This window comes from Paraburkholderia guartelaensis (assembly GCF_004353905.1).
Classification (GTDB): Bacteria; Pseudomonadota; Gammaproteobacteria; order Burkholderiales; family Burkholderiaceae; genus Paraburkholderia; species Paraburkholderia guartelaensis.
The window spans coordinates 55097-79361 of record NZ_SMOD01000028.1; the positions used below are offsets into that span (position 1 = coordinate 55097).

Sequence of the window (24265 nt, forward strand, 5' to 3'; positions counted from 1 at the left end):
CGCCCGATCGGCTGATCGGGTGGCGTTTTTTCATTGTGCGCATCCTTTCACGAAAGGCTCGCGAATTGGGCAAAATAACGCCAGTCGCAACAGCACTCGCGTGACGAGAAAGGAAGTTTCATGACGGACACGGTGGATTGCGTCGTGATCGGCGCGGGCGTGGTCGGTCTCGCGGTTGCGCGCGCGTGCGCGCAGCAGGGCTGGGAAACCGTCCTCGTCGAGGCGGAGAACGCCATCGGCACGGGCACCAGCTCGCGCAACAGCGAAGTGATACACGCGGGCATTTACTACCCGCAAGGCTCGCTCAAGGCGCGCCTGTGCGTGCAAGGCAAGCACAAGCTCTACGCGTATTGCGAAGAGAAGGGCGTGGAGTACAGCCGCTGCGGCAAGTTCATCGTCGCGACGCACGGAGGACAACTCGACGCGCTGCGCGCGATTCGCGCGGCGGCAGCCGCCAACGGTGTGGACGACCTGCGCTGGCTTGACCGAGACGAGGCGCGCGCACGGGAGCCCGCGCTCAATTGCGTGGCGGCGCTCGAATCGCCCTCCACGGGCATTGTCGACAGCCACGGCTTGATGCTTGCGCTGCAGGGCGACTTCGAAGCGTCGGGCGGCATGCTTGCGTTTTGCTCGCCGGTCACGGGTGGCGCGGCGAGGCCAGGCCAGCCGAAGCTTCTCAAGGTGGGCGGCGACGAGCCGATGGAATTGCTCGCCACGCGCGTCGTGAACAGCGCGGGCCTTTACGCGCAGCAGGTAGCCGCTTGCATCGACGGTGTACCGGCGCAATCGATCCCGCCGGGGCGGTACGCGAAGGGCAACTACTACTCGCTAACGGGCTCGGCGCCGTTTTCGCGGCTCATCTATCCGGTGCCGGAGGAAGGGGGCCTGGGCGTGCATCTGACGATCGACCTTGGCCGCCAGGCGCGCTTCGGTCCCGACGTGGAGTGGATCGACACGATCGACTACACCGTGGATCCGGCCCGCGCGGCGAAATTTTACGACGCGATTCGCACCTACTGGCCCGCGTTGCCTGACGACGCGCTGCAACCGGGTTATGCTGGCATTCGCCCGAAGCTGGCCGAAGGCAAACACGGCGGCGACTTCGTGATCCAGGACGCGCGCGAACACGGCGTGAGCGGGCTCGTGAACCTCTATGGCATCGAGTCGCCGGGGCTGACGGCTTCGCTCGCGATTGCGGATGAAGTAATCGAACGCCTGAACACATACTGACTGCAGTAGCGAATCAAACGCGAATCAACGCGAATCACAAGGAGAACAAGATGGTCTACGAGATGGCGCATATCACGGTGAGCGCAGGAAAGAACGCCGAATTCGAGGCAAACGTGGCGATGGCGCTGCCGCTCTTTCACCGCGCGCGCGGCTGCCGCAGCGTGGAACTGCAGCGCGGCGTGGAAGAGCCGAACCAGTATGTGCTCGTCGTGCAGTGGGATACCGTCGAGGATCACATGGTGCACTTTCGCGAATCGGACGACTTTCAGGAGTGGCGGCGCCTCGTCGGCCCGTACTTCGAGAAGCCGCCTGTCGTGGGGCACACGCAGGTCGTCGTGAAGTAAGAGGCTGAGCGCGGCCAGCCGCGCTTACGCCTTGATACCGAACCCCTCCACATACGCCACCGCGTCTTTGCCATCCCAAACGCGTCCATCGACGAACGGCGCGGTGGCGGTCTCGGCGGGCAGCGTAATTCCCATTGCCGCCGCCGCTTGCCCATACAGCGCCGTCTGGTTCAAGCCGAGCGCAATCTCGCGATAGTCGTTTCGGCGTGCGAGCATGCCCCATCGTTCGAACTGCGTAAGAAACCACACGCCTTCGGATTCGTGCGGATAGTTCACGCGGCCTTCCTCGAAGAACTTCATGCCCGGCGTGCGCGAGGCCGTGTCCGCTTCGAGCCGTGCCGCGATCAGCGCGGCGTCGACTCCCAGCATCTCCGGTCGCGCGAGCCACTGCGCAATCTCTCGGCGATTGCCTTCGCCGTCCAGCCAGCGGCACGCTTCGAGCATCGTCTGCACGAGCGCGCGCGCCGTGTTCGGATGGCGCGCGACGAAATCGCGCCGGCAGGCGAGCACCTTCTCGGGATGATCCGGCCAGATCGCGCCGCTCGCGATGATCGTGCGTCCCACGCCGCGCTGCTGCGCGAGCCCTGGCCACGGCTCGCCCACGCACAGGCCGTCGAGGCGATCTTCCGCGAGCGCAGCCACCATCTGCGGCGGCGGGATCACCACGCTCTCGATATCGCGCAGCGGATGCACGCCTTGCGAAGCGAGCCAGTAGTACAGCCACATCGCGTGCGTGCCGGTGGGGAAGGTCTGCGCGAATACGGGCTTGCGGGCAAGCGTCGCGAGCGCGAGCGGCAGCGAGCCGTGTTCCGCGAGCGCATCCGCGAGACGGTTCGAGAGCGTAATGGCCTGGCCGTTGCGGTTGAGCACCATCAGCACGGCCATGTCGGTCTGCGGGCCGCCCAGGCCTAGCTGCACGCCATACACGAGCCCGTAGAGCGAATGCGCGGCGTCGAGTTCGCCGGATAGGAGCTTGTCGCGCAGCGCGGCCCATGAGGGCTGGCGCGACAGTTCGAGCGTGAGGCCGTGCGCGTGGCCGAACTCCAGCAGCTTCGCGGCGACGAGCGGCGCGGCGTCGGCGAGCGGCACGAAGCCGATCTTCAGGTGGGTTTTCTCGGGCGCGGTGAGTGTGGTGGTGGCGTTCATGGGCGGCGCATCGTTCGTGCTCAATCTTGGCGATCCTGCGCTTGCGCGAGCGCGACGATCTGGCGGGCGACCTCGGCGAGCTTCACGCTCTGGTTCATCGCGCGCTTGCGCAGCGCCGCGTAGGCGGCAGGCTCAGTCAGCTTCTGTTGCTCCATCAGGATGCGCTTCGCGCGGTCGATCAGCTTGCGCTCGGCCAGTTCGTTCTCGGCCAGCGTGAGACGCTCGCGCAGCTGCGCTTCCTGTGCAAAGCGCGCGAGCGCGACTTCGAGGATCGGCGCGAGGCGCTCGCTCGCGAGCCCTTCCACGAGATAGGCGGTCACGCCCGCGTTCACGGCCGAGCGGATCAGCTGCTGGTTGGCGTCGTGGCTGAACATCAGCACCGGGCGCGGCGCAGTGGCGTTCATCACCGCGAGCTGTTCGAGCGTGTCGCGCGAGGGCGACTCCGTGTCGATGATGATGACGTCGGGCCGCTCGCGCTCGACGACGCGATGCAGCGCCTGCGGCGTCGCGGGCTCGGCAAGCATGTCGTAGCCGAGCTTGGCGAGCGCGTCGCGCAGGTCGCCGATAGGCTTGTCGGTGTCGGTTACGAGCAATACGCGCAGCATGGGATTTCGGTGGTCGTCGGCATGACGTCTTCGACGGTTAATCGGTGCATGACGCGCCATCGCTGGGCGCGCACGAGGAATCAGCAAGGTGCGTGCCAGTTTGTCCGATGGCCGCAAAGCCGCGCCGGATGGGGTCTGCGGCGCGCCGTGAAGAAACGCGGTGTGCAACGCGTTGTGCACCGCAGCAGTGCGGACGTCGATACGGCGCACTCAGTTGGCGCAGTGGTTGTGGGCGATGCCCGAAAAAGTGCGGCCTGAATCTGCGCTCACGTTTCCTGACTCGAGACAGTCGAGCGCGGCTTTTGTGACACGCATATTTCACCTATTCTTTTTAGCGCACGCCGTCGGCTCCACGATTCCCAGCGCCCGCATTCTCACGACAATTAACCGGCCAATGGAAATGGAAAGACCCGCCTCCCCCCAAGCACGGCCCGCAAGTGCAACCGCAAGCCAGTCCTGGCTGCGCTGGCTGCCGGGCGTCACGTTGATCAAGACGTATCAGGGCGGCTGGTTGCTCAGCGATCTCGCCGCGGGACTGGTGCTGACGACCATGCTCGTGCCGGTCGGCATTGCCTATGCGGCGGCGTCCGGCGTGCCCGGTGTCTACGGTCTCTATGCCACGATCATTCCGCTGCTGGCCTACGCGATTTTCGGGCCCAGCCGCATTCTCGTGCTCGGCCCCGACTCCGCGCTTGCCGCGCCCATACTCGCCGTGGTGGTGCAGGTAGCGGGCGGTGACCCCGCACGCGCCATCGGCGTGGCGAGCATGATGGCGATCGTTTCCGGTCTCGTATGCGTCGTCATGGGGCTGCTGCGTCTCGGCTTCATCACGGAGCTGCTGTCCAAGCCTATTCGATACGGCTACATGAACGGCATTGCGCTAGCCGTGCTCATCAGCCAGTTGCCGAAGCTCTTCGCCATCTCCATCGACGAGCAGGGTCCGATGAGGGACCTGCTCAGCCTCGCTCAGGCGCTCGCGCGCGGCCAGGCCAACTGGTACAGCTTTGCCGTGGGCGCGGGAAGCCTCGTGCTGATCCTGGTGCTCAAGCGCTTCGACAAGGTCCCCGGCATCCTGATCGCCGTGATCGTGGCCACGCTCTCGGTCAGTCTCTTCCATCTCGACGCCATGGGCGTGAAAGTGCTGGGCACGATTCCCCAGGGGTTGCCTGGACTCTCGCTGCCGTGGGTCGACAACGTGGACCTGGTCAAGATCGTCCTGGGCGGCGCAGCCGTCGCGTTGATCGCCTTCGCTGATACGAGCGTGCTTTCGCGTACCTACGCGGCGCGCTTTCATGCGCGCGTCGACCCGAACCAGGAGATGGTGGGCCTCGGCGTGGCGAACTTCGCGGCAGGCTTGTTCCAGGGCTTTCCGATCAGCAGCAGCGCTTCGCGCACGCCGGTTGCCGAAGCCGCGGGTGCCCGCACGCAGCTCACCGGCGTCGTGGGTGCGCTCGCCGTGGCCGCGCTGCTCATGGTCGCGCCCAATCTGTTGCGCTATTTGCCCAATAGCGCGCTCGCCGCGGTGGTGATCGCCGCCGCGCTCGGGCTGTTCGAAATCGCGGATCTCAAACGCATCTACCGGATTCAGCAGTGGGAGTTCTGGCTTTCGATCGGTTGCTTCGTGGCAGTCGCGGTTTTCGGGGCGATTCCAGGCATTGGCCTCGCTGTCCTGATCGCCGTGATCGAATTCCTCTGGGACGGCTGGCGGCCCCATTTCGCAGTGCTCGGCCGTGTGGAGGGAGTGCGCGGCTATCACGACATCGAGCGCTATCCCGAAGCCGTGCGCACGCCGGGACTCGTGCTGTTTCGCTGGGACGCGCCGTTGTTCTTCGCGAACGCCGAATTGTTTCAGCAGCGCCTGATGGAGGCGGTGGAAGCGTCGCCCACGCCGGTGCGCCGGGTCGTGGTGGCGGCGGAGCCCGTGACGAGTGTGGACGTCACGTCCGCCGACATGCTGCGCGAACTGACCCAGGCGTTGCGCGAGCGCGGCATCGCGCTGCATTTCGCGGAGATGAAGGACCCGGTGCGCGACAAGCTCAAGCGCTTCGACTTGCTCGAAGACATCGGCCCGGACCGCTTCGATCCGACCGTAAGCAGTGCTGTCGATCGCTATGTCGACGAGACCGGCCTCGCGAAAGACGAAGCCGGGCCGCAAGAGGGACGGTAGCGCAAAGAGTATGCGGTGCCGGCCTTGCAGTACCGCACCGTACTTTGCGTCGATGCCGGTCAGGCGCCGGGCTTGAGCACAACGCGAAAGCGCGCCTTGCCGCTCATCATCCGCTCATAGGCTTCCGCCGCGCGCGACAGCGGATATTCCTCGATCATCGGCTTCACGCCCGAGAGCGCGCTGAATGCCAGGGTATCCTGAGAATCGGCGGCGGTGCCCGAGGGCCAGCCCTGCACCGAGTGGCGGCCCATGATGAACTGCGTGATCGGCACCTCCACGGGCTCCTCCGACACGCCGATCATGATCAGCTTGCCATTCAGGCCGAGACCGCCCAGCGCAGCGCTCATGGCTTTGCCGCTCGTGGCCGTGGCGAGGATCACGCGCGCGCCGCCCAGCGCGAGCAACGCTTGCGCGACGTCCTGCGAGGAACTGTCGATGTAGTGATGCGCGCCGAGCTGTTTCGCGAGCGGCGCCTTGTCCTGCCCGCGCGCGATGGCCACGGTGACGAAGCCCATTTTGCGGGCGTATTGCACGCCGAGATGGCCGAGACCGCCAATGCCGAGAATCGCCACGACATCGCCCGCGCGTGCGCCGCTGTTGCGCAGCGCGTTGAAGGTGGTGATGCCCGCGCACAGGAGCGGCGCGGCGTCGACGTCGGAGAGGTCGTCGGGCATACGCGCGAGCGCTTCCTGCGGCGCCACCATGTAATCGGCGTAGCCGCCGTCGTAACTGATGCCGGGAATCTGCCCGTTCTTGCAGAGCACGAAGTCGCCATGGCGGCAGTGTTCGCAATGGCCGCAGTGGCCGCCGTGCCAGCCCACGCCGATGCGCTGTCCGACCTTCCATTCGTCGACGCGCGGGCCAAGCTTTTCGATCACGCCTGCGATCTCGTGGCCGGGCACGCGAGGAAACTGGAGGCCCGGCCACTGGCCTTCTTTCGTGAGCGAATCGCTATGGCAGATCCCGCAGGCCTGCACCTTGACGAGGACGTGACCTTCGGGCGGCTCGGGAATATCGCGCTCGACCAGTTCGAGAGGGGCGCCCGGTTTTGCTACCTGCACTACGTGCATCTTTGGCATCGTCTGCTCCTGGGAAAGAGAGGTTTGCACCGGTGATGTCGTGGCGACGTATAGCTACTGCGACATTGTAGGACGATGGAGCGCGCGCTTCGCGCTGCGCGGCGTGGAGGCTTTGGCGGAGGGATGTTTGTTAGCGTTATGAGTGTGAAGGCTTTGCGGTATCAGCCTCCTTTTCGCGACCCAGCGCGCTTCGCGCCGGCTTGTATGCGGGCTTTTCCATCGACCGCTGTGCGGCTCTTCATATGGTCGATGAACGCGCGCAGCTTCGGCATGGCCTGCCGGCGGCCCGGATAGCAGAGAAACATCCCTGGCCTCATCGGCGCGTAGGCCGCCAGCACCTCTATCAGTTCTCCCGATCGCAGCCCGACAGCGGCCAAAGGCTCAGGCACCTGGGCCAGGCCCAGTCCTTCTATCGCGGCGCCAAGCACGGTGGGAAAGTCACTAGCGATGAGGGGGCCGGATACGGCGATCTCGACTGGTTGGTCGTCGTCATTGAATGACCAGAGTGCGAGCGCGCCGTTGGACCGACGCCATCGCAAGCATGCATGCTGGCGCAGATCGTTCGGGTGAGCGGGCAGGCTGAGCCCGGCGAGGTAATCAGGGCTGCCGACGACGATGAGACGAAATGGCGGCGTCATTGGCACCGCGACCATATCGGGGGCAACGAGATGCCCCTGCCGGATAGCGGCGTCGAATCCTTCGGCTGCCAGGTCGGTCACCTCCTTGCTCGCAGCAAGCTCCACCTCGATCTCGGGATACGCCCGGCAGAACGATGTGACCAGCTCCAGCAGGGTCGGGATGACCGCGCGCGGCGCCGAGAGACGCAGCAATCCAGCCGGTCGCTGGCCAAGTCCACGCGCAACTTCACTGGCGGCGACCAGTTCCTCGAAGGCCGGCTTGGCGCGCGCGAAAAACTGTTCGCCGGCTTCGGTCAAGCCGACACTGCGCGAGTTGCGTATGAAGAGCGCTGCGCCGATGCGCGTTTCGAGTACGCGCACCGTCTGGCTGATAGCCGACGGCGTCACACCGAGTTCCGCGGCCGCCTTGCGAAAACTCCGATGCTGGGCAACGCGCAGGAACACCTCCACGCCGTCCAGCGCGCCCTGCCTGACTGTGAAGTTCTGCTTCATGGCCCGTCAACATTGTGATGAATACCCGCGTGCGAATAGCGATGATACCTTGGCACCATCAATTGGGCCGGAGATTCAGCGGCTCACACCACCGTAACGGGACGCTGGATGAAACGCTTTCTTCTTAACTTGACCATCGCCTCTGCGCTGGTCGCTTTTGCTGGAGTTTCCATGTCGCAAACCACGCCTATGCCTGCCACGCCAACCACGAAGATTCTGGCGATTGGCACCTTTCCGCCGGGCACGGATATGCAACTTGTCCAAAGCATTCTTCCGACCGAAGTGCGCGAGACGGCGCAGCTCTACCTCGAGGGCAAAGTTGACCAGTGGTATTCACTGCAAGACCGGGCCGGGGTGGCATTCATCCTGAACGTAACAGACGTCAATCAAGCGCATGAAATGCTCGAGGCGCTTCCCTTGGGAAAGGCCCACTTGATGACATTCTCACTTTTGCCAATAGGCCCACTGAAGCCGTTGAGCAAGCTCCTGAATCCGCCCGCTCCCCAATAGAAAGCGTTATAGCGTGCTGGGCTGAACTAACTCGTTGTCAGGACCAAACATGAAGATTTATTACTCGCCGGGAGCATGCTCGCTTGCGTCGCATATCGTTGCACGCGAAGCGGGTATCGCGATTCAACTCGAAAGGGTGGATATGTCGTCGAAGCGCACGCAAGGCGGAATCGACTTTCTCACCATCAATCCAAAGGGGAACGTGCCGGTGCTCGAACTGGACGACGGAATGTTTCTTACGGAAGGTCCCGCGATCATGCAGTTTCTCGCGGACTTGAAGCCGGAACGCGATCTCGTTCCTCGCAACGGGACGATGGCGCGATACCGTTTGCAGGAATGGCTCGGCTTCATTAATTCCGATTTGCACACGACTTACGCTCCGCTCTTCAATCCGGCGATGCCCGAATCGATCCGCAACGACAAGCGAGCAGTACTGTTCAAATATTATGCCTTAGTGGAGCGGTCCCTCACGCACCAGCAATGGTTGCTGGGAGAGCGATTCTCGGTGGCCGACGCCTATCTTTTCACAGTGACGAATTGGGCAAGGCACGTTGGCGTGGATTTTTCGCGGCTGCCCGCCGTCACCGCGTTTCAGCAACGCGCGGCCGGTCGCCCGCAGGTTCGGGAAGCACTTATGGCGGAAGGTCTGCTGCGGAACTGAACGGTACCCGGGAGGTGCAGATATGATTGAGCCGATCGACAGCCTGGAGATTACGGTCATCGTCGACAACGTGACCGACAACCTTTCATCAAATCCAAAGTATGTGGAAACAGAGGTTGCCGGGGCGTGGAAGCGCGGGATGAAATGGCTTGGCGGGCAATGTCTTTGTTGCGCCGCTCACGGTTTGTCTTGTCTGATCACAGCCCGAACTGGCGACAAGGAGCACTCGCTTCTGTTCGATACGGGGCCGGACGAGTGGGTGTTCGAGCGTAACGTCGTCAGGCTCGGCCTCGATCTCGGCAAGGTCGGCGCGATGGTGCTGTCACACGGACATTGGGATCATGCAGCAGCCATGCCGCGGGCACTGCAGATGATCACGCTGGCAAACGGCGGCAAGCCCGTCCCGACTTATATGCACCCGGAAATGTTTGCATCGCGAGCGGTCAAGAATCCGCAGGGCCGCATGATGCCGATGGAGGATATTCCAGGCCAACAGGTGCTTGCCGGTAACGGTGCAGAACTCGTGATTACGAGAGTTGAGCAGTCGGTGCTGTCGAAGTCGTTCTACGTCAGCGGAGAAATCCCGCGCGTGACAAGCTTCGAGCGAGGTATGCCTGGCCAGCACAGGCTCGGCCCTAACGGCGAATGGGAGTTGGACGAAGCCCTCGTGGATGAACGGTATGTTGCCGTGCATATCGCCAATAAGGGTTTGTTTGTGTTTACAGCCTGTTCACACGCAGGTCTCATCAACGTTTTGACGCATGCGGGCAATCGATTCCCTGACGTTCCGATCTACGGGGTACTAGGCGGATTCCATTTGTCAGGCGCAACGGAAAGCATCATTCCAGACACAGTCGAAGCGCTGGAGCCGTTCAATCTTGCGCTGATCGCCGCCGCGCATTGCACCGGCTGGCGGGCAATTGGCGCACTGGCAACGCGGTTCAAGGATCGAGTCGTACCGTCGGCGGTAGGCAAGCGTTTCTCTCTTTGACTAACGAATTATTGAACCTCTTTCAATCATGACTGGAAGCGCCTTCTTTTCGACAAATCTGCTGCTTGCCTATACGGCGTACTTCATCGGCACCGCGAGTCCCGGGCCGAGCAACCTTGCCATTATGTCCATCGCGGCCAGTCATGGGCGGAAGGCGGCGATGATGTTCGCACTCGGTGTCATCTCGGGGTCGATGTTTTGGGCGACGGTGGCATCGCTGGGCGTGTCGGCTGCCTTGATCGCCTATTCGCAGTTCATCATTGCAATCAAGATCTTTGGTGGTCTATATCTCTTGTGGCTCGCGTTCAAGTCCGGACGCAACGCGCTTTCGACAACAGCCGCCTCCGCATTGCAGGTGGAACGAACGCCGACATTGAGGAGCATCTACTTGCGCGGCGCTACGCTCCATCTGACCAATCCGAAAGCCATCCTCGTGTGGGTTTCCATTGTCGCGCTGTCGTCGAACAGCGCGGGATCTGCCCATGGTGCGCTAATCGCAGGCTGTGCGGCTATCGGATGCCTGGTGTTCGGCGGTTATGCCGTGCTGTTTTCGACGGATTCGGCTCGCAAGCTGTACGTGCGGACCCGTCGCGCGCTGGAAGGATGTCTGGCTGTCGTGTTCGGGGTCGCCGGGATCAAACTTCTGGCGGCGCGTATCTAGTCTGGTTTCAGTATTCGCCTTTTGTTTCTTGCATGGAACTGGCGTTCGTTCTTCAGAGCGCGCGCCAACTACTCACGCAAAGTTGCAACGGGCAGTTTGGCGACCAGCTCGTCGAAGACGACACGAATTCGCCTCGATACCGGGCCGCGTTGGGGACGATAAACGTATAGTTTCCAGGGTTCGGGATCGAGGCGGGGTAAAAGCCGGACGAGTTGACCCCGCTGAACGTAAGGCCGGATCAGATATTCGGTACATTGGCTGAACCCAATTCCCGCACACGCCGCGTTGACTTCCACTGAAGTGTCATTGGTCACGAATGCAGGCGCGGCGGGCTCGAAGTGACGTTCTCCGCGAAATATCCATGGCCACGGACGGCCGCTTGCGGGGTCGATCAAGCATGTAACAGGTAGTGCTTCCAGGTCCTTCAGGTTCTTCGGCTCTCCCACCCGCTCGATCAATGCAGGCGAGGCGACGGTCCATACCGGTAGTGGCCCGATAGCGCGCGCGACATACCGGTTGTCGCCAATTGCGCCCACACGCACGCCTACGTCGATCTGCTCATCCACCACGGCAGAAGGGGCATCCGAGATTCTGAGGTCGGCAATCAGACCGGGATGACGGGCCATCAATTCCATCAAAATCGGCTGGACGTAGTAACGACCGAGGGCTGACGGCGCGGTAATGCGCACAACGCCCATTGCGTCGTCACTCTTGCTGGCCTCGCCGAACAGACTGTCGACGCCCGCTAACGCCGCCTGTGCATGGGCGACGAACGACTGGCCGAACGTCGTGATCTGCACACGTCGCGTATTGCGATGGAACAGGGTTTCTCTCAGTTGCTCCTCCAGTTCACGCACCGCACGCGTGACCACTTGCGGTGAAACGCCGAGTCGCGCGGCGGCTTCGCGAAAGCTCGTAGACGACGAGGCGGCCAGAAAGATCCTCAGGAGATCAAGGCGATTGAGCATGATTGTTCCTGCGCTGAGAATGACGAGTCATTGTCGTTGAAAATTCCCAAAACAGGAATTGTGAATGCGTGACTATTCCATTCACCTTCGAGCGCCGACTATCCATACTTCGTCCCAGGCGTGAGGCAACGTAGCTCGCCAGATCGACCACTTTGCAGACTATCCACTGGAACAAAGGACGACATCATGAACACGATCAGCACACAACGTCAGCTCGAAGGGAAAATTGCGCTCGTGACCGGCGCAAGCTCCGGCATCGGCCGCGCTTCTGCATTTGAACTCGCCCGCCGCGGCGCGAAGGTCGTCGTGGCGGCCCGCCGCAAGGGCGAACTCGACGAGGTCGTGCAGCAAATCGCCGCCCAGGGTGGCGAAGCGTCAGCCTTCGTGGCGGACGTTTCGAAAGAAGCCGACATCAAGCGTCTTGTCGACTACACGGTGCAGACCTATGGGCGGCTCGACATCGCCTTCAACAATGCGGGAACCGAGGGCGTATTCGCGCCGCTCATCGAACAGGATTCCGAAAGATTCGACATGGTCTTCGAGCTGAACGTGCGCGGCGTGTTGAACTCGATGAAATACGAAGCGGAAGTCATGCTCGGGCAAGGCTCGGGCAGCATCATCAACAACGCCTCGATGGGCGGACTGATCGGTTTCGCGAACGCGTCGGTGTATATCGCCAGCAAGCACGCAGTAGTCGGCATGACCAAATCGGCGTCGATCGAATGGTTCCGCCAAGGCATACGCGTGAACGCACTGTGCCCAGGGTTGATCGAGACGCCGTTCCATCATCGCGGCATCTGGCCATCGGCCGAAGTGCAGCAGCAGTTCGCTGCCGGCACGCCCGCTGGCCGCTGGGGCACCGCCCAGGAGATGGCGACGATCGTGGCGTTCCTCGCCTCCGACGACTCAAGCTACGTTTCTGGCCACGCTCTGGTGGCCGACGGCGGCTACTCGGTCGCCTGACCGGTGGAGCGGGTGCGTTTGCGGGGCTTCACCAGTCTTTCGACCGCGCCCTCGGTTACCTGCTTGAACTGCTCGACGTTCGCATACGCCCGCGCAGCGAGCATGGCGCCGTAGACCAGCGAGACGAGCGTGGCCGCTTCGGCGTGAATCGACGACTCCAGTTTGAGGAGATCGCCTTTCACGCCGGCTTCGAGCACCCGTTCAAGCCACGCAGTCAGGTGATCGAAGAACGTCTTCACCCCTTGAGCCACTTCTTCGGGCAGCGAAGGCAGCTCGGCGCCCAGCATGCCCGCGACACAGAACGGCGCCGTGTCGTCGGCAATGCAGCGCTCCCAATGGCCGATGTAGGCGCGCAACTGTGCGATGGCGTCAGCGCCGCTCGTCTCCAGCGCCGCCACATCGGCGTCGAGCGCTTCCTGCCATGCGTCCAGCACGGCAACGACGAGATCGGTCTTGGCGGGGAAGTGGTGGTGAATGCTCGCCTTGCGAATGTCGATCGCATCCGCGATGTCGGCATAGCTGAATCCGTTGTAGCCGCGCCGCATGATGAGCTGCCGTCCTGCCGCAATGATCCTGTCGGCCGTCAGTTCGCCGCTAACTGTCATTTTGCCTACCATCTAGTCGGTTGAATTACCGATAGCTTACGCGGAGCGGGGACCAATTGCCACCCCAAGCCCCCTCTAAAATTTTTCTTGCCTCTCAACCATCCTACTAGTAGGATGGCTACATCGAACAGGCAATGTCCTGTCGAGTTCTCAAGATCACCTCACTCCCCGGAGCATGAAAATGAAGATTTCCTCATACGTAACCCGCATCGCCGCCGCCGTTGCCCTTTCCGCCGCCGCGCTCGGCTCGCAGGCCGCCACGGCCGCGCCGGTCAAGAACATCGTGCTCGTGCACGGCTACTTCGCTGACGGTTCGGGCTGGCAGGCCGTGTCGAAGATCCTCACGCGCGACGGCTACAAGGTGTCCGTGGTGCAGGAGCCGGAAACGTCGTTCGACGACGACGTGAAGGCGACGACACGCGTGATCGATGCCCAGGACGGCCCGAGCATCCTCGTCGGCCACAGCTACGGCGGCGCGGTCGCGACCGAGGCGGGCAACGACGACAAGGTCGCGGGTCTTGTCTACGTAGCCGCGTTCCAGCCCGATACGGGCGAATCGCCGCTCGAACTGACGAAGAAGACGCCGCCGGCCACCACGGCGATCAAGGCCACTGCCGACGGCCACCTGTATATCGACCCGGCCAATTTCCACGAGGATTTCGCCGCCGACTTGCCCGCCACCGAGGCGCGCTTCATGGCCATCTCGCAGGTGACGCCCGCTGCGCAGTCGTTCGGCGTTCCGATCACGCACGCTGCCTGGAGATCGAAGCCGAGCTGGGCCGTCGTGGCGACGGCGGACCGCGCGATCAATCCCGATCTGGAACGCTTCATGACCCAGCGCGCCGGCAGCAAGACGGTCGAGATCAACTCGAGCCACGTCGTCTACATGTCGCATCCGGCGGAAGTGGCGAAGGTCATCGAGCAAGCCGCAGCGCAGTCGGGCAAAGAGTGATGCAGCGTGACGTGCCGCCTTCGGCCGCGATACCGGCCGAGGCGGCTCGCTTGCCGCAGTCGAACTTTTTTTGCCCCAATGTCACACGCGGCCCAGGCTGTCTCGTCATGTCATGGCAACCCAACCGAAAGGAGATGTAACCATGACCGCCAAGCTAGACCTGTTCGCCGCCGCTCCGACCCTGATGAAGTCCTGGATGGGCACCTCGCTCGCCGTGTCCGGGAGCCTCGAGCCGAGCCTCATTGCGCTGGTGGAGGTGCGCGCGTCGCAAATCAACGGCTGCGCGAACTGTCTTAATATGCATACCGCCCACGCACGCGAGGATGGCGAGACCGAACAGCGTCTCTACCTGCTGTCCGCGTGGAAAGAAGCGCCTTGCTACACCGACCGCGAACGCGCGGCGCTCGGCTGGACCGACGCCCTCACGCGCCTTTCCGAAGGTCATGTGCTGGAACAGGCGCGCGCGGCGCTCACCGACCACTTTACCGAGGAGGAGCAGGTGAAGCTTACGCTGATGATCAATGTGATCAACGGCTGGAACCGCCTTGCGGTCGGCTTCGGCCTGTGGGTCGATCCGGCGGCGGCGAGAGCCATGGCCAGGAAGATGGTCGCCGCATGACGGACCCTGGCCTTACGGACGCCGCAGCGAGTTTCGATCCGTTGCGGCGCAAGCTGATCCGCGTGGCGTACCGCATGCTCGGCTCGGTCGCCGACGCCGAGGACATCGTGCAGGACGCGTTCATCCGCTGGGCGGACGTGGAGCGCGACGAGGTGCGTGTGCCCGAGGCGTTCCTGCGCCGCATGGTGATGCGCATGTGCCTCGACCAGCTCAAGTCGGCGCGGCATCAGCGCGAAACCTATATCGGTCCGTGGCTGCCCGACCCGGTCGTCGAAGAGGACGAGCAGGAGGACGTCACGCTGCCGCTCATGCTCGCGCTCGAACGCCTTTCGCCGCTGGAGCGCGCGGCGTTCCTGCTGCACGACGTGTTCGGGCTCGAGTTCGACGAAGTCGCGGCCACGATCGGGCGCGAGAGCGCCGCATGCCGCCAGCTCGCGGCGCGCGCCCGCACTCACGTGAGAGAGGCGCGCCCGCGTTTTCATGTGGAGAAAGCGCGCGGCCTCGAACTGGCGCAAGCGTTCTTCGCGGCGTCGCGCAGCGGCGACATGAGCGCGCTGGGCGCCATGCTCGCCGACGACGTGAGCATGCATGCGGACGGCGGCGGCAAGCGTCCGGCGATCGGCCACCCGGTGTTCGGCTTCGAGAGTGTGATGAAGTTCCACGCGCAGCTAGCCGACCTGTTTCGCAAGAATGGCTCGACTTTCGTGCGTGCGGGTTTCATCAACGGCCTGCCAGGCTTCGTCACGCGCGAGGCAGATGGCGAGTTGCAGACCACCGCGCTCGAGATCGAAGACGGCAAGGTCACGGCCATCTACGTGATGCGCAATCCGGACAAGCTGCGGCATCTGCACTGAGGCGCGCGGCTTCCGGGCGCTGCCGTGCACAAACGTTCCAGACTTGCTGCCGCGTCTCGCGGATCATGACTGCCTCGAAAAAGGAGGCAGCATGTTCGATACGAAAGTCGCGCTGGTCGTGCGGGAAAACCTCGCGGTCTGGCAGAAGCTCAATGTGACCGCGTTTCTCGCCACGGGCATCGCGGCGGCGGTGCCCGAAGCGCTTGGCGAGCCCTACGAAGACGCGCGCGGGCAACGTTACGGCAGGATGCTGGGTCAGCCGATGATGATCTATGGCGCGGATGTCGTGGGTCTGCAGGCGGCGCTGCGGCGCGGCGTGTCGCGCGAACTCACGATCGTGCCGTATGTGCACGCCATGTTTTCGACGGGCCACGACGCGGCGAACCGCGAGGTCTTTCGCGCCGAGGACCCGGAGAATCCCGATCTGGTGGGAATCGCGCTATACGGCCCGAAGAACGCAGTGGACAAGGCGGTGAAGGGGCTGGCGCTGCATCAGTAGACGCGCGCCGTTTCCATCACCCCGCCTTGCGCACCGGCGGAAAGCGCCGCTTGCTGTTGCCCATGGGAATGCGGCGGAAGCGCTCCTTCTTGTGCTCTTCCTCGAAGTGCGAAAGCGAGAGCTTGACGAGGTCGCTGCGCGAGACAATGCCCACGAGCTGCCGCGATTCGCGGTCGGCCACCACGGGCAGGCGTTCGAGCCCGTGAATCGCGAGACGCGTGGCGATCTGCCGGCAGGTCTCGGCGGGCAGCGCCATGTCGGGGGAACGTTGCGCGAGCAACGACTCGAGCGGCGTATCCAGTGCTTCGGTCGAGGCGCTCGCGCGCACGGCGTCGAGCATCGCGCGATCCACCACGCCGATCACCGCGCCGTCGCGCAGCACCGGGAAGGCGCGGCGCTGCTGGGTCGATCCGAAATAGCGCTCGAGGGCTTCGCGCACGGTGACGTTCGCGTCGATCGTATCGACATTGCGCGTCATCACTTCATCGACGTAATGGCGCTCGAGCGGATCGACGCCGTACTCGCGATAGATGTGATAACCGCGGCGCGCGATCTTTTCGGTCATGATCGAGCGCTTCATGACAACCGTCGCGAAGCCGTGCGCGACCAGCGTGGCCGTGAGAAGCGGCAGCAGCGCATTGGTGTCGTGCGTGAGGCCGAACGCGAACACGATGGCCGTGAGCGGCGCGCCGAGCGTGGCGCCGAGCGTCGCCGCCATGCACACGAGCGGCCACAGCGCCGGGTCGCTGCCGGGCAGCACGTGGCTCAACACCGAGCCGAGCCCCGCGCCGAGCATGAGCAGCGGGGCGAGCACGCCGCCAGAGGTGCCGGAGCCGAGCGCCACGACCCAGATCACGGCTTTCACGACCAGAATCGCAATGGCGACCTGCAGAATGATGTGCTGATGCAGCAGATCGCCGATTACATCGTAGCCCACGCCGAGCGCGCGCGGCTCGATGAAGCCACCAATGCCCACCACGAGCCCGCCGATGGCCGGCCACCACGACCAGTGCAGCGGCAGATGGCCGAACAGGTCCTCGACCTTGTAGAGTGCTGCCGACAGCCCCGACGCGAGCGCGCCCGCCAACAGCCCGGCGATGATGCAAGAAAAGAGCGCCACGGCGTGCGGCGGCAGCGTCTGCATCGGGAAGAGCGGCGCCGTGCCGAAGAACACGGAGCGCGCGAATCCGGCCACCGCGCACGCAAGGGCCACGGGCAGGAAACTGCGCGGGCGCCATTCGAACAGCAGCAACTCCACCGCGAGCAGCACGGCTGCGACCGGCGTGCCGAACACGGCGGTCATGCCCGCGGCGGCGCCCGCTACGAGCAGCGTCTTGCGCTCGGCGGACGTGACACGCACGCACTGCGCGAGCAGCGACCCGAGCGCGCCGCCCGTCATGATGATCGGGCCTTCCGCGCCGAACGGGCCGCCGCTGCCGATCACGATGCCCGACGAAAGCGGCTTGAGCACGGCCACCTTCGGCGACATCTTGCTCTTGCCGAAGAGAATCGCTTCGATGGCTTCGGGAATGCCGTGGCCGCGAATTTTCTCGGAGCCGAAGCGCGCCATCATCCCAACGATCAACCCGCCTATCACCGGCACGACGATGACCCACGGCCCCAGCGTGTTGAGCGCGGGCGAGCGGTCGGCGAACGAGAACTGGCCGAAGAAGAACAGGTTCGTGAACCAGTGGATCAGGCTCAGCAGCACGAACGCCGCGAGCGTGGCCAGTACGCCGATCACGGCGGCCAGCACGCTGATACCGGGCAGGCGTGCGTTCGCCGAAAAGTCGCGCTTGTGGGAATCGTCGGAATGCATGGTGTCTAAAGATCGATATGCGGAATGGTGAATGCGCCGTCGAGCGATCTCAACTCGGCGCGATGCAGTTCGGCCAGGCGCGCGAGCAGCTTTTCGCCGGCGGCGAGCAGATGCACTTCCACCTGGCGGCGGTCGCGCTCGCTCACGCGGCGTTCGACGAGTTCGATCGCCTCGCAGCGCGAGACAAGCGCCACCACGCCGTGATGCTGCGCCTGCAAGCGCTCGGCCAGCTCGCCGATGGTCGCCCACGTGCGGCCAGGATAGCCCTTCACGTGCAGCAGCAGCAGGTATTGCAGCGGCGTAATACCTTCGGCCTGCGCAGCCTGCTCCGAGAAGCGCTCGAAGCGGCGCATCTGGTAGCGAAATTCGGACAGCTGTTCAAAGTCGACCTTGTCGAGGTCGCGCGCGCTTTTTTTCATCGGGAGTCCCTGGAACGGTTTAGTCCCCTAATATATCACGACATGATATTTTCGCCCGAAAACGCCCGTCACATCAGCATCTCGGCCAGGTGTATGGCCGCGAATCCGGCCGCTAACCGGCTCAGGCCGGCGCCTGCTGCGGCGTCTTCGCCTGGTGATAGAGCCCCGAGATCAAATCGGCCTGCGTGATGATGCCCGCGAGCCTGTGTTCGTGATCGACCACCGGTACGTGATGGTGCCCGCGGCCCGCAAAAATACGCACGAGTTCGACGATCGGCGTCGTGTTCGCGACGGTCAGCACATGCGTGGTCATCAGCGTGCCGACGCTCTGGCCGGACTCGGCGTGCGGCCGGAACATGCGCGCGATCGCGTAGAGCATGAGACGCAGCGGATGCCGCTCGCGCCCGTCGTCGGCGAGGTCGGCGCGCGTGACGATGCCCTTCACCTGGCGATGCGCGTCCACCACGGGCAGCGCCTTCACGTCGTGGCGCTTGAGCAGCGAGCGCGCTTCGCCAACGGTCGTAGCGGGCGTGATGCTGACCACATTGGCCGACATGACGTCCGCGCAGGTCAGTTCGCCGAAGCTGCGCGCGTACGCGCGGATCTCGGCGTCCTGGAGCACGGCTTCGAGGTCGTCGGTGTCGATGTCGAGCATTTCGTCGCGCTCGCGCAGCACGGCTTCGAGGTCGGCGCGCGTGAAACCAGCCTGCGCGGGGACAGGGCCCGCCACTCTCGGGCGTCGCGCGGCGTGCGGGTAGCGATGCCCCGTGGCGGCGTGATAGACGAGCGCGCCGCCGAGCAGCAGGAACGACTGCAGCGCGACGGGCACGAATACGAACTCATAGCCGAGCGCATGCACGGCGGGGCCGCCCAGCACCGCGGTCAGCGCGACCGCGCCTGAAGGCGGATGCACGCAGCGCAGCGTAAACATCGCGACGATGGCCACGGCGATGGCCACGGCGGCGGCCGGCACGGGGTCATGGATCCACATCGCCGCGGTCACGCCCACGGTGGCGGAAACGAGGTTGCCGCCGATGATCGACCAGGGCTGCGCGAGCGGGCTGGCGGGCACGCCGAAGAGCAGCACGGCGGAGGCGCCCATGGGGGCGATCAGGTACGGAATGCTCGGATCGCCGCCGAGCAGCCGGTGCGCGAGCGCACCCGTCAGCGCGATGCCGACCAGCGCGCCGCCGCCCGAGCGCAGGCGCTCGCGCCATGTGATGGTGACCCTGGAGGGGGTGAAGCGGGTGAGCCAGCGAAGGACTTTGAAGCGTGACACGATTCGGAACGGATCTGGAACGGATGGACCGCAGACGGCTCGGCGCCGCCCAAAGAAAAGGGATTATATCGCGATGTGATATATATCGCGACACTTCGTCGCGGCGATGTTGTGCCGCGGATGCGCGTTAGACGGGAATTTTGGGGGACGCAACGGCAACCGCGCAGCGGGTGGCGGTAAGCGAGGCAGGGGGAGGAAGCGCCGCCAGTGGGGTGCGGCGGCGCCTTTAAGGCCGGCCAGCGAACGCTGGCCGGCGGTTCGAACTTCAGCCGGTCTTAGGCCTTAGCCGGCACTAGCCAGCATTAGCCGGCATGCGGCGGCTGGCCCGCGAAACGCGGCGCAGGCGCGGCGTTGGGATGGCCATCGGGGTGGCGGTGATGGCCGGCATTGGCATTGGCGTTGGCGCTGGCGTTCGCGCTGCGGTTCGGCGCGGGCGGCGGGCGATGTTGGGCGGTGTGTGCCGGCGGATGCCCGCCTGGCTGAGGCCGGTAGCCATGCGGCGGCGTGCCGTGCGGCTGCATCGTGACGCGCACGCGCTGCGGCTCGGGCATGCGTGCGTGTTGCATCGGCAGATGGCCTTCGTTGTGCGCCATCACCACGCGCAATTCCGCGCGGCGGTGCAGGACTTCGCCGCGCAGGTCGCCGCGGCCGTAGTAGCGGCGCTGGCGGTGGCCATCCGACCCCACGATCCAGATATACGTGTTGCCGCCGGCGTAAACCACGTCGCGGTCGAGCACAACCGAAATATAGGCGTCGTACGGCTGCGGCACATAAACGGGTTGTGCGACGACGACAGGCGGGGGCGGCGGCGGGGGAGCGGCAACCACGGTCGTGGGACGCGCGGGTGCCGTGGCGACGCGGGGGCTCGAGACGCAGCCGCTAATCATCAGCGTTGCGGCCAGGGTTCCGAACAAAACAAATGCAGATGGCAGAGCGCGCGGTTTCGCGTTCAAGCGGGACTCCGGAATGAATGGTTGCTGGTCCCGTGTGTTAACGGCAAATGCCCGAGGGGCTTGAGCAAGCGCCGCTCGATGCACGGTTTTCTCTGCGCGTAGCCATCCGTTTTTCGCATACCAGTGTTCCCAATTTGTGATTTTACGATGGCATTTCGGCTTCCTATACTCGGCCGGAAAACGTACTGATGAAGTACCGATTCCGGAGACAGCCCCGCCATGAACGCCCCAGACCGTGCCGCCGTAGACGCTGCATCGCTAGCCGCATCCGTTTCTCTCGACGACAAATACACGCTGGAGAAAGGCCGCGTGTACATCAGCGGCACCCAGGCGCTGGTGCGCCTGCCCATGCTGCAAAAGGCGCGCGACCGCAAGGCCGGCCTGAATACCGCGGGCTTCGTCTCCGGCTATCGCGGCTCGCCGCTCGGCGCGCTCGACCAGTCGCTCTGGAAGGCGAAAAAGCATCTCCAGGCCCACGACATCGTGTTCCAGCCCGGCGTGAACGAAGACCTCGCCGCCACTGCCGTGTGGGGCACGCAGCAGATCAATCTTTGGCCCGGCGCGCAGCGCGACGGCGTGTTCGGCATGTGGTACGGCAAAGGCCCCGGCGTCGACCGCACCGGCGACGTATTCAAGCACGCCAACTCCGCGGGCAGCGACGCGCGCGGCGGCGTGCTCGTGCTCGCGGGCGACGACCACGCGGCGAAATCGTCGTCGGTTGCGCACCAGTCCGAGCACGCGCTTATCGCGGCGGGCATTCCCGTGCTCTATCCCGCGAACGTGCAGGAGTATCTCGACTACGGTTTGCACGGCTGGGCCATGAGCCGCTACTCGGGCTTGTGGGTCGCCATGAAGTGCGTGACCGACGTGATCGAATCGACCGCGTCGATCGACCTCGACCCGGATCGCGTGGAAATCGTCACGCCCGCCGACTACACGATGCCCGAAGGCGGCCTCAATATCCGCTGGCCCGACACGCCGCTCGCTCAGGAGGCGCGCCTGCTCGACGAGAAGTGGTACGCCGCGCTCGCCTATGTGCGCGCGAACCGGCTGAACCGCGTGGTGATCGATTCGCCGCGCGCACGCTTTGGCATCATGACCGCGGGCAAGGCGTATCTCGACGTGCGCCAGGCGCTCACCGACCTCGGCCTCGACGACGAAACCTGTGCGCAGATCGGCGTACGCGTGCTCAAGGTGGGCTGTGTGTGGCCGCTCGACGCGCAGGACGCGCGCGGCTTCGCTACCGGGCTCGAAGAAATTCTCGTGGTCGAGGAAAAGCGCCAGATTCTCGAATACGCGCTCAAGGAAGAGCTATACAACTGGCGCGAAGACGTGCGCCCCAAGATCTACGGCAAGTTCGACGAGCGCGACAACGAAGGCGGCGAATGGTCGGTGCCGCGCGGCAACTGGCTGCTGCCCGCGCATTACGAACTCTCGCCCGCGCTGATCGCCAAGGCCATTGCGCGGCGTCTCGCACGCGCCGACGTGCCCGAGGAAGTCCGCGCGCGCATGCTGGCGCGCGTGGCGATCATCGAGGCGAAGGAGCGTGAGGCAGCGAAGCCGCGCGTAACGGTAGAGCGCAAGCCGTGGTTTTGCTCGGGCTGTCCGCACAACACCTCGACGAACGTGCCCGAAGGCTCGCGTGCGCTGGCGGGCATTGGCTGCCACTACATGTCGATGTGGATGGACCGCAAGACGGAAACGTTCAGCCAGATGGGCGGCGAGGGCGTGGCGTGGCTCGGCCAGATGCACTTCTCGGGCGACAAGCACGTGTTCGTGAATCTCGGCGACGGCACGTACTTTCACTCAGGACTGCTGGCGATTCGCGCGGCCATCGCATCGAACGCCAACATCACCTACAAGATTCTCTACAACGACGCGGTGGCGATGACGGGTGGCCAGCCCGTGGACGGCGTGCTCACCGTGCCGCAGATCGCGCATCAGGTGCATGCCGAAGGGGCGAAGCGCATCGTCATCGTCACGGATGAGCCGCAAAAGTACGACTCGAATATCGTATTGCCCGCAGGCGTGGATGTTCACCATCGCGACCAGCTCGATAGCGTGCAGCGCACGTTGCGCGAAATCGCCGGCACCACCGTGCTGATCTACGATCAGACCTGCGCCACCGAAAAGCGCCGACGCCGCAAGCGCGGTGCCTATCCCGACCCGGCGCGCCGCGCGTTCATCAACGACGCCGTGTGCGAGGGCTGCGGCGACTGCTCGGTGCAATCGAACTGCCTGTCCGTCGAGCCGCTCGATACGCCGCTCGGTACGAAGCGCAAGATCAATCAGTCGTCGTGCAACAAGGACTTCTCGTGCGTGAAGGGCTTTTGCCCGAGCTTCGTGACGGCCGAGGGCGCGCAGTTGCGCAAGCCGCGCGCGGCAAACGTGTCCAGCGCCGCATCGATCGATTTCGACGCGCTGCCCATGCCGGTGCTCCCGCAACTGGCGAAGCCTTACGGCATTCTCGTGACGGGCGTGGGCGGCACGGGTGTCGTGACCATCGGCGGCCTGATCGGCATGGCCGCGCATCTTGCGGGCAAGGGCGTGACCGTGCTCGACATGGCTGGGCTCGCGCAAAAGGGCGGCGCCGTGCTGAGCCACGTGCAGGTGGCGGCGACGCCTGCCGCCTTGCACGCCACGCGGATCGCCACGGGCGAGGCGCGCCTCGTGATCGGCTGCGATGCGATCGTCTCCGCTTCGGGCGACGTGCTCTCGCGCACCCAGCATGGCGTGACGGTCGCGGCGATCAACAGCGGCGCGACGCCGACTGCGGAATTCGTCAAGAACCCCAAGTGGACGTTCCCGGGCGCGCAGACCGAGTCTGAACTGCGTGCGAGCATCGGCGAAGGGTGTGCGTTCGTGGACGCCAATGCGCTCGCGCTGGCCCTGCTCGGCGATACGATCTACAGCAATCCGCTGCTGCTGGGCTATGCGTGGCAAAAGGGCTGGCTGCCGCTCGAACTCGCGCACCTGCGTCGCGCGATCGAATTGAACGCCGTGGCCGTGGAAAAGAACCAGCAGGCGTTCAACTGGGGCCGCTACGTCGCGCATCATGGCGAGGCGGTCGTGCGCGCGCTCACCAAGACGCCGGCAGAGCCGCAAGCGGTTGTTCTGCACATGCCCGAATCGCTCGACAAGGTGATTGCCGCGCGCGAAGCGTTGCTCACCGCGTATCAGAACACCGCGTATGCGGAGCAGTATCGCAGCGTGGTCGAACGCATTCGCGTGAAAGAGACGGCGCTTGGCGGCGACGCGAAGCTGCCGCTCACGCGCGCCGTTGCCGTGAATCTCGCGAAGCTCATGGCCTACAAGGACGAATACGAGGTCGCGCGTCTGTATGCCGATCCTGCGTATCTGCAGAAGCTGCGCGAGCAGTTCGAAGGCGAGCCGGGCCGCGACTACAAGCTGAACTTCTGGCTCGCGCCGCCGCTGTTCGCCAAGCGCGACGAGCACGGTCATCTCGTGAAGCGCCGTTTCGGTCCGTGGGTGCTGCCGGTGTTGCGCACGCTGGCCCGCATGAAGGGGCTGCGCGGCACGGCGTTCGACGTGTTCGGCAAGACCGAAGAGCGTCGCGACGAACGCCGCTCGATTGCGCAATACGTGGCGCTCGTGGACGAATTCTGCACGAGCCTCGACGCGCAGCGTCTGCCCCTCGCGCTGCAGCTTGCGGCGCTGCCCGACGAGATTCGCGGCTTCGGCCACGTCAAGGCGCGCAATCTTGCTGCCGCCGGGAAAAAGCAGGAGCGCTTGCTGGCCGACTACCGCACGCCCGCAGCGATGCGCGCCACGGCGTAAGAAGCCATCGAGC

General features: G+C 64.4%; 23 protein-coding genes. 13 read left to right on the forward strand and 10 right to left on the reverse strand.

Annotation, left to right across the window (positions count from 1 at the left end):
* Positions 1-120 precede the first annotated feature (120 nt).
* Positions 121-1230: an NAD(P)/FAD-dependent oxidoreductase gene (locus E1N52_RS29755; RefSeq protein WP_133186567.1), complete on the forward strand. Its 1110-nt coding sequence runs from the start codon at positions 121-123 to the stop codon at positions 1228-1230.
* Positions 1231-1280: 50 nt separating this feature from the next.
* Entirely contained in the window at positions 1281-1574 is a 294-nt protein-coding gene (locus E1N52_RS29760) for an antibiotic biosynthesis monooxygenase family protein (RefSeq protein ID WP_133186569.1), read from the forward strand.
* Positions 1575-1598: 24 nt separating this feature from the next.
* Here E1N52_RS29760 and E1N52_RS29765 read toward each other — a convergent pair whose 3' ends face one another.
* Both E1N52_RS29765 and E1N52_RS29770 read right to left on the reverse strand, forming a co-directional pair.
* On the reverse strand, positions 1599-2720 hold the full coding sequence (locus tag E1N52_RS29765; RefSeq protein WP_133186670.1) for a CmpA/NrtA family ABC transporter substrate-binding protein: 1122 nt from the start codon (positions 2718-2720) through the stop codon (positions 1599-1601).
* Between the two features lie 20 nt (positions 2721-2740).
* A complete protein-coding gene (locus E1N52_RS29770; RefSeq protein WP_133186571.1) occupies positions 2741-3325 on the reverse strand; it encodes an ANTAR domain-containing response regulator in 585 nt (194 codons plus the stop codon).
* A 400-nt stretch (positions 3326-3725) separates the two neighbouring features.
* On the opposite strand from E1N52_RS29770, the gene E1N52_RS29775 reads away from it, so the two are divergent.
* Complete coding sequence (locus E1N52_RS29775) at positions 3726-5492, forward strand: SulP family inorganic anion transporter (protein WP_133186573.1); 1767 nt, start codon at positions 3726-3728, stop codon at positions 5490-5492.
* Positions 5493-5551: 59 nt separating this feature from the next.
* Here the strand turns inward: E1N52_RS29775 and E1N52_RS29780 are convergent, their stop codons facing one another.
* Both E1N52_RS29780 and E1N52_RS29785 read right to left on the reverse strand, forming a co-directional pair.
* A complete protein-coding gene (locus tag E1N52_RS29780; RefSeq protein WP_069265783.1) occupies positions 5552-6571 on the reverse strand; it encodes an alcohol dehydrogenase in 1020 nt (339 codons plus the stop codon).
* Between the two features lie 161 nt (positions 6572-6732).
* The gene (locus E1N52_RS29785) at positions 6733-7701 is read right to left on the reverse strand and encodes a LysR family transcriptional regulator (protein WP_133186575.1); all 969 of its coding nucleotides are present in this window, start codon (positions 7699-7701) and stop codon (positions 6733-6735) included.
* A 108-nt stretch (positions 7702-7809) separates the two neighbouring features.
* Here E1N52_RS29785 and E1N52_RS29790 point away from each other — a divergent pair, with 108 nt between their 5' ends.
* The 4 genes from E1N52_RS29790 to E1N52_RS29805 are packed head-to-tail and all read left to right on the forward strand — an operon-like array spanning position 7810 to position 10524.
* Complete coding sequence (locus E1N52_RS29790; RefSeq protein ID WP_246089265.1) at positions 7810-8211, forward strand: hypothetical protein; 402 nt, start codon at positions 7810-7812, stop codon at positions 8209-8211.
* A gap of 49 nt (positions 8212-8260) precedes the next feature.
* Positions 8261-8872 carry a glutathione transferase GstA gene (gene gstA / locus E1N52_RS29795; protein WP_133186577.1) on the forward strand — a complete coding sequence of 204 codons (612 nt, stop codon included), beginning with the start codon at positions 8261-8263 and terminating at the stop codon, positions 8870-8872.
* A 22-nt stretch (positions 8873-8894) separates the two neighbouring features.
* On the forward strand, positions 8895-9863 hold the full coding sequence (locus E1N52_RS29800; RefSeq protein ID WP_165979469.1) for an MBL fold metallo-hydrolase: 969 nt from the start codon (positions 8895-8897) through the stop codon (positions 9861-9863).
* Positions 9864-9891: 28 nt separating this feature from the next.
* A complete protein-coding gene (locus tag E1N52_RS29805; protein ID WP_133186579.1) occupies positions 9892-10524 on the forward strand; it encodes a LysE family translocator in 633 nt (210 codons plus the stop codon).
* A 68-nt stretch (positions 10525-10592) separates the two neighbouring features.
* On the opposite strand, the gene E1N52_RS29810 is transcribed toward E1N52_RS29805, so the two are convergent.
* A complete protein-coding gene (locus E1N52_RS29810) occupies positions 10593-11492 on the reverse strand; it encodes a LysR family transcriptional regulator (protein WP_133186581.1) in 900 nt (299 codons plus the stop codon).
* Positions 11493-11678: 186 nt separating this feature from the next.
* Between E1N52_RS29810 and E1N52_RS29815 the strand changes: the two genes are divergently transcribed.
* Positions 11679-12455 (forward strand): SDR family NAD(P)-dependent oxidoreductase, encoded by a 777-nt coding sequence (locus E1N52_RS29815; protein ID WP_133186583.1) that lies wholly within the window; start codon positions 11679-11681, stop codon positions 12453-12455.
* Here E1N52_RS29815 and E1N52_RS29820 read toward each other — a convergent pair.
* On the reverse strand, positions 12440-13060 hold the full coding sequence (locus tag E1N52_RS29820; protein ID WP_133186585.1) for a TetR/AcrR family transcriptional regulator: 621 nt from the start codon (positions 13058-13060) through the stop codon (positions 12440-12442). The two genes, E1N52_RS29815 and E1N52_RS29820, sit on opposite strands and share 16 nt — an antisense overlap.
* A gap of 181 nt (positions 13061-13241) precedes the next feature.
* Between E1N52_RS29820 and E1N52_RS29825 the strand changes: the two genes are divergently transcribed.
* The 4 genes from E1N52_RS29825 (at position 13242) to E1N52_RS29840 (ending at position 15984) form a co-directional block, all read left to right on the forward strand.
* On the forward strand, positions 13242-14012 hold the full coding sequence (locus tag E1N52_RS29825; RefSeq protein WP_133186587.1) for an alpha/beta hydrolase: 771 nt from the start codon (positions 13242-13244) through the stop codon (positions 14010-14012).
* A gap of 142 nt (positions 14013-14154) precedes the next feature.
* Positions 14155-14631: a carboxymuconolactone decarboxylase family protein gene (locus E1N52_RS29830; RefSeq protein WP_133186589.1), complete on the forward strand. Its 477-nt coding sequence runs from the start codon at positions 14155-14157 to the stop codon at positions 14629-14631.
* Positions 14628-15485 carry a sigma-70 family RNA polymerase sigma factor gene (locus E1N52_RS29835; RefSeq protein WP_133186591.1) on the forward strand — a complete coding sequence of 286 codons (858 nt, stop codon included), beginning with the start codon at positions 14628-14630 and terminating at the stop codon, positions 15483-15485. The genes E1N52_RS29830 and E1N52_RS29835 overlap by 4 nt, the downstream gene beginning before the upstream one ends.
* Before the next feature lie 91 nt (positions 15486-15576).
* Positions 15577-15984, forward strand: coding sequence for a DUF2000 domain-containing protein (locus tag E1N52_RS29840; protein ID WP_133186593.1), 408 nt, complete (start codon positions 15577-15579; stop codon positions 15982-15984).
* Between the two features lie 16 nt (positions 15985-16000).
* On the opposite strand, the gene E1N52_RS29845 is transcribed toward E1N52_RS29840, so the two are convergent.
* The 4 genes from E1N52_RS29845 to E1N52_RS29860 form a co-directional block, all read right to left on the reverse strand.
* Entirely contained in the window at positions 16001-17803 is a 1803-nt protein-coding gene (locus tag E1N52_RS29845; RefSeq protein ID WP_133186595.1) for a chloride channel protein, read from the reverse strand.
* Between the two features lie 5 nt (positions 17804-17808).
* The gene (locus E1N52_RS29850) at positions 17809-18222 is read right to left on the reverse strand and encodes a MarR family winged helix-turn-helix transcriptional regulator (RefSeq protein ID WP_133186597.1); all 414 of its coding nucleotides are present in this window, start codon (positions 18220-18222) and stop codon (positions 17809-17811) included.
* Between the two features lie 121 nt (positions 18223-18343).
* Positions 18344-19501, reverse strand: coding sequence for an HPP family protein (locus tag E1N52_RS29855; RefSeq protein WP_133186599.1), 1158 nt, complete (start codon positions 19499-19501; stop codon positions 18344-18346).
* 302 nt (positions 19502-19803) lie between these two features.
* The gene (locus E1N52_RS29860; RefSeq protein WP_133186601.1) at positions 19804-20415 is read right to left on the reverse strand and encodes a hypothetical protein; all 612 of its coding nucleotides are present in this window, start codon (positions 20413-20415) and stop codon (positions 19804-19806) included.
* A 258-nt stretch (positions 20416-20673) separates the two neighbouring features.
* On the opposite strand from E1N52_RS29860, the gene E1N52_RS29865 reads away from it, so the two are divergent.
* Positions 20674-24252, forward strand: a complete 3579-nt coding sequence (locus E1N52_RS29865) for an indolepyruvate ferredoxin oxidoreductase family protein (protein WP_133186603.1) — start codon at positions 20674-20676, stop codon at positions 24250-24252.
* Positions 24253-24265 lie beyond the last annotated feature (13 nt).

What these genes read in the sequence shown, in the direction of transcription:
- E1N52_RS29810 (WP_133186581.1), bottom strand. Translation starts at nt 11,492, where the DNA reads ATGCTCAATCGCCTTGATCTCCTGAGGATCTTTCTGGCCGCCTCGTCG.
- E1N52_RS29840 (WP_133186593.1), top strand. Translation starts at nt 15,577, where the DNA reads ATGTTCGATACGAAAGTCGCGCTGGTCGTGCGGGAAAACCTCGCGGTC.
- E1N52_RS29775 (WP_133186573.1), top strand. Translation starts at nt 3,726, where the DNA reads ATGGAAAGACCCGCCTCCCCCCAAGCACGGCCCGCAAGTGCAACCGCA.
- E1N52_RS29830 (WP_133186589.1), top strand. Translation starts at nt 14,155, where the DNA reads ATGACCGCCAAGCTAGACCTGTTCGCCGCCGCTCCGACCCTGATGAAG.
- E1N52_RS29780 (WP_069265783.1), bottom strand. Translation starts at nt 6,571, where the DNA reads ATGCCAAAGATGCACGTAGTGCAGGTAGCAAAACCGGGCGCCCCTCTC.
- gstA (WP_133186577.1), top strand. Translation starts at nt 8,261, where the DNA reads ATGAAGATTTATTACTCGCCGGGAGCATGCTCGCTTGCGTCGCATATC.
- E1N52_RS29755 (WP_133186567.1), top strand. Translation starts at nt 121, where the DNA reads ATGACGGACACGGTGGATTGCGTCGTGATCGGCGCGGGCGTGGTCGGT.
- E1N52_RS29835 (WP_133186591.1), top strand. Translation starts at nt 14,628, where the DNA reads ATGACGGACCCTGGCCTTACGGACGCCGCAGCGAGTTTCGATCCGTTG.
- E1N52_RS29790 (WP_246089265.1), top strand. Translation starts at nt 7,810, where the DNA reads ATGAAACGCTTTCTTCTTAACTTGACCATCGCCTCTGCGCTGGTCGCT.
- E1N52_RS29760 (WP_133186569.1), top strand. Translation starts at nt 1,281, where the DNA reads ATGGTCTACGAGATGGCGCATATCACGGTGAGCGCAGGAAAGAACGCC.
- E1N52_RS29865 (WP_133186603.1), top strand. Translation starts at nt 20,674, where the DNA reads ATGAACGCCCCAGACCGTGCCGCCGTAGACGCTGCATCGCTAGCCGCA.
- E1N52_RS29800 (WP_165979469.1), top strand. Translation starts at nt 8,895, where the DNA reads ATGATTGAGCCGATCGACAGCCTGGAGATTACGGTCATCGTCGACAAC.
- E1N52_RS29785 (WP_133186575.1), bottom strand. Translation starts at nt 7,701, where the DNA reads ATGAAGCAGAACTTCACAGTCAGGCAGGGCGCGCTGGACGGCGTGGAG.
- E1N52_RS29850 (WP_133186597.1), bottom strand. Translation starts at nt 18,222, where the DNA reads ATGAAAAAAAGCGCGCGCGACCTCGACAAGGTCGACTTTGAACAGCTG.
- E1N52_RS29805 (WP_133186579.1), top strand. Translation starts at nt 9,892, where the DNA reads ATGACTGGAAGCGCCTTCTTTTCGACAAATCTGCTGCTTGCCTATACG.
- E1N52_RS29770 (WP_133186571.1), bottom strand. Translation starts at nt 3,325, where the DNA reads ATGCTGCGCGTATTGCTCGTAACCGACACCGACAAGCCTATCGGCGAC.
- E1N52_RS29815 (WP_133186583.1), top strand. Translation starts at nt 11,679, where the DNA reads ATGAACACGATCAGCACACAACGTCAGCTCGAAGGGAAAATTGCGCTC.
- E1N52_RS29820 (WP_133186585.1), bottom strand. Translation starts at nt 13,060, where the DNA reads ATGACAGTTAGCGGCGAACTGACGGCCGACAGGATCATTGCGGCAGGA.
- E1N52_RS29825 (WP_133186587.1), top strand. Translation starts at nt 13,242, where the DNA reads ATGAAGATTTCCTCATACGTAACCCGCATCGCCGCCGCCGTTGCCCTT.
- E1N52_RS29765 (WP_133186670.1), bottom strand. Translation starts at nt 2,720, where the DNA reads ATGAACGCCACCACCACACTCACCGCGCCCGAGAAAACCCACCTGAAG.
- E1N52_RS29845 (WP_133186595.1), bottom strand. Translation starts at nt 17,803, where the DNA reads ATGCATTCCGACGATTCCCACAAGCGCGACTTTTCGGCGAACGCACGC.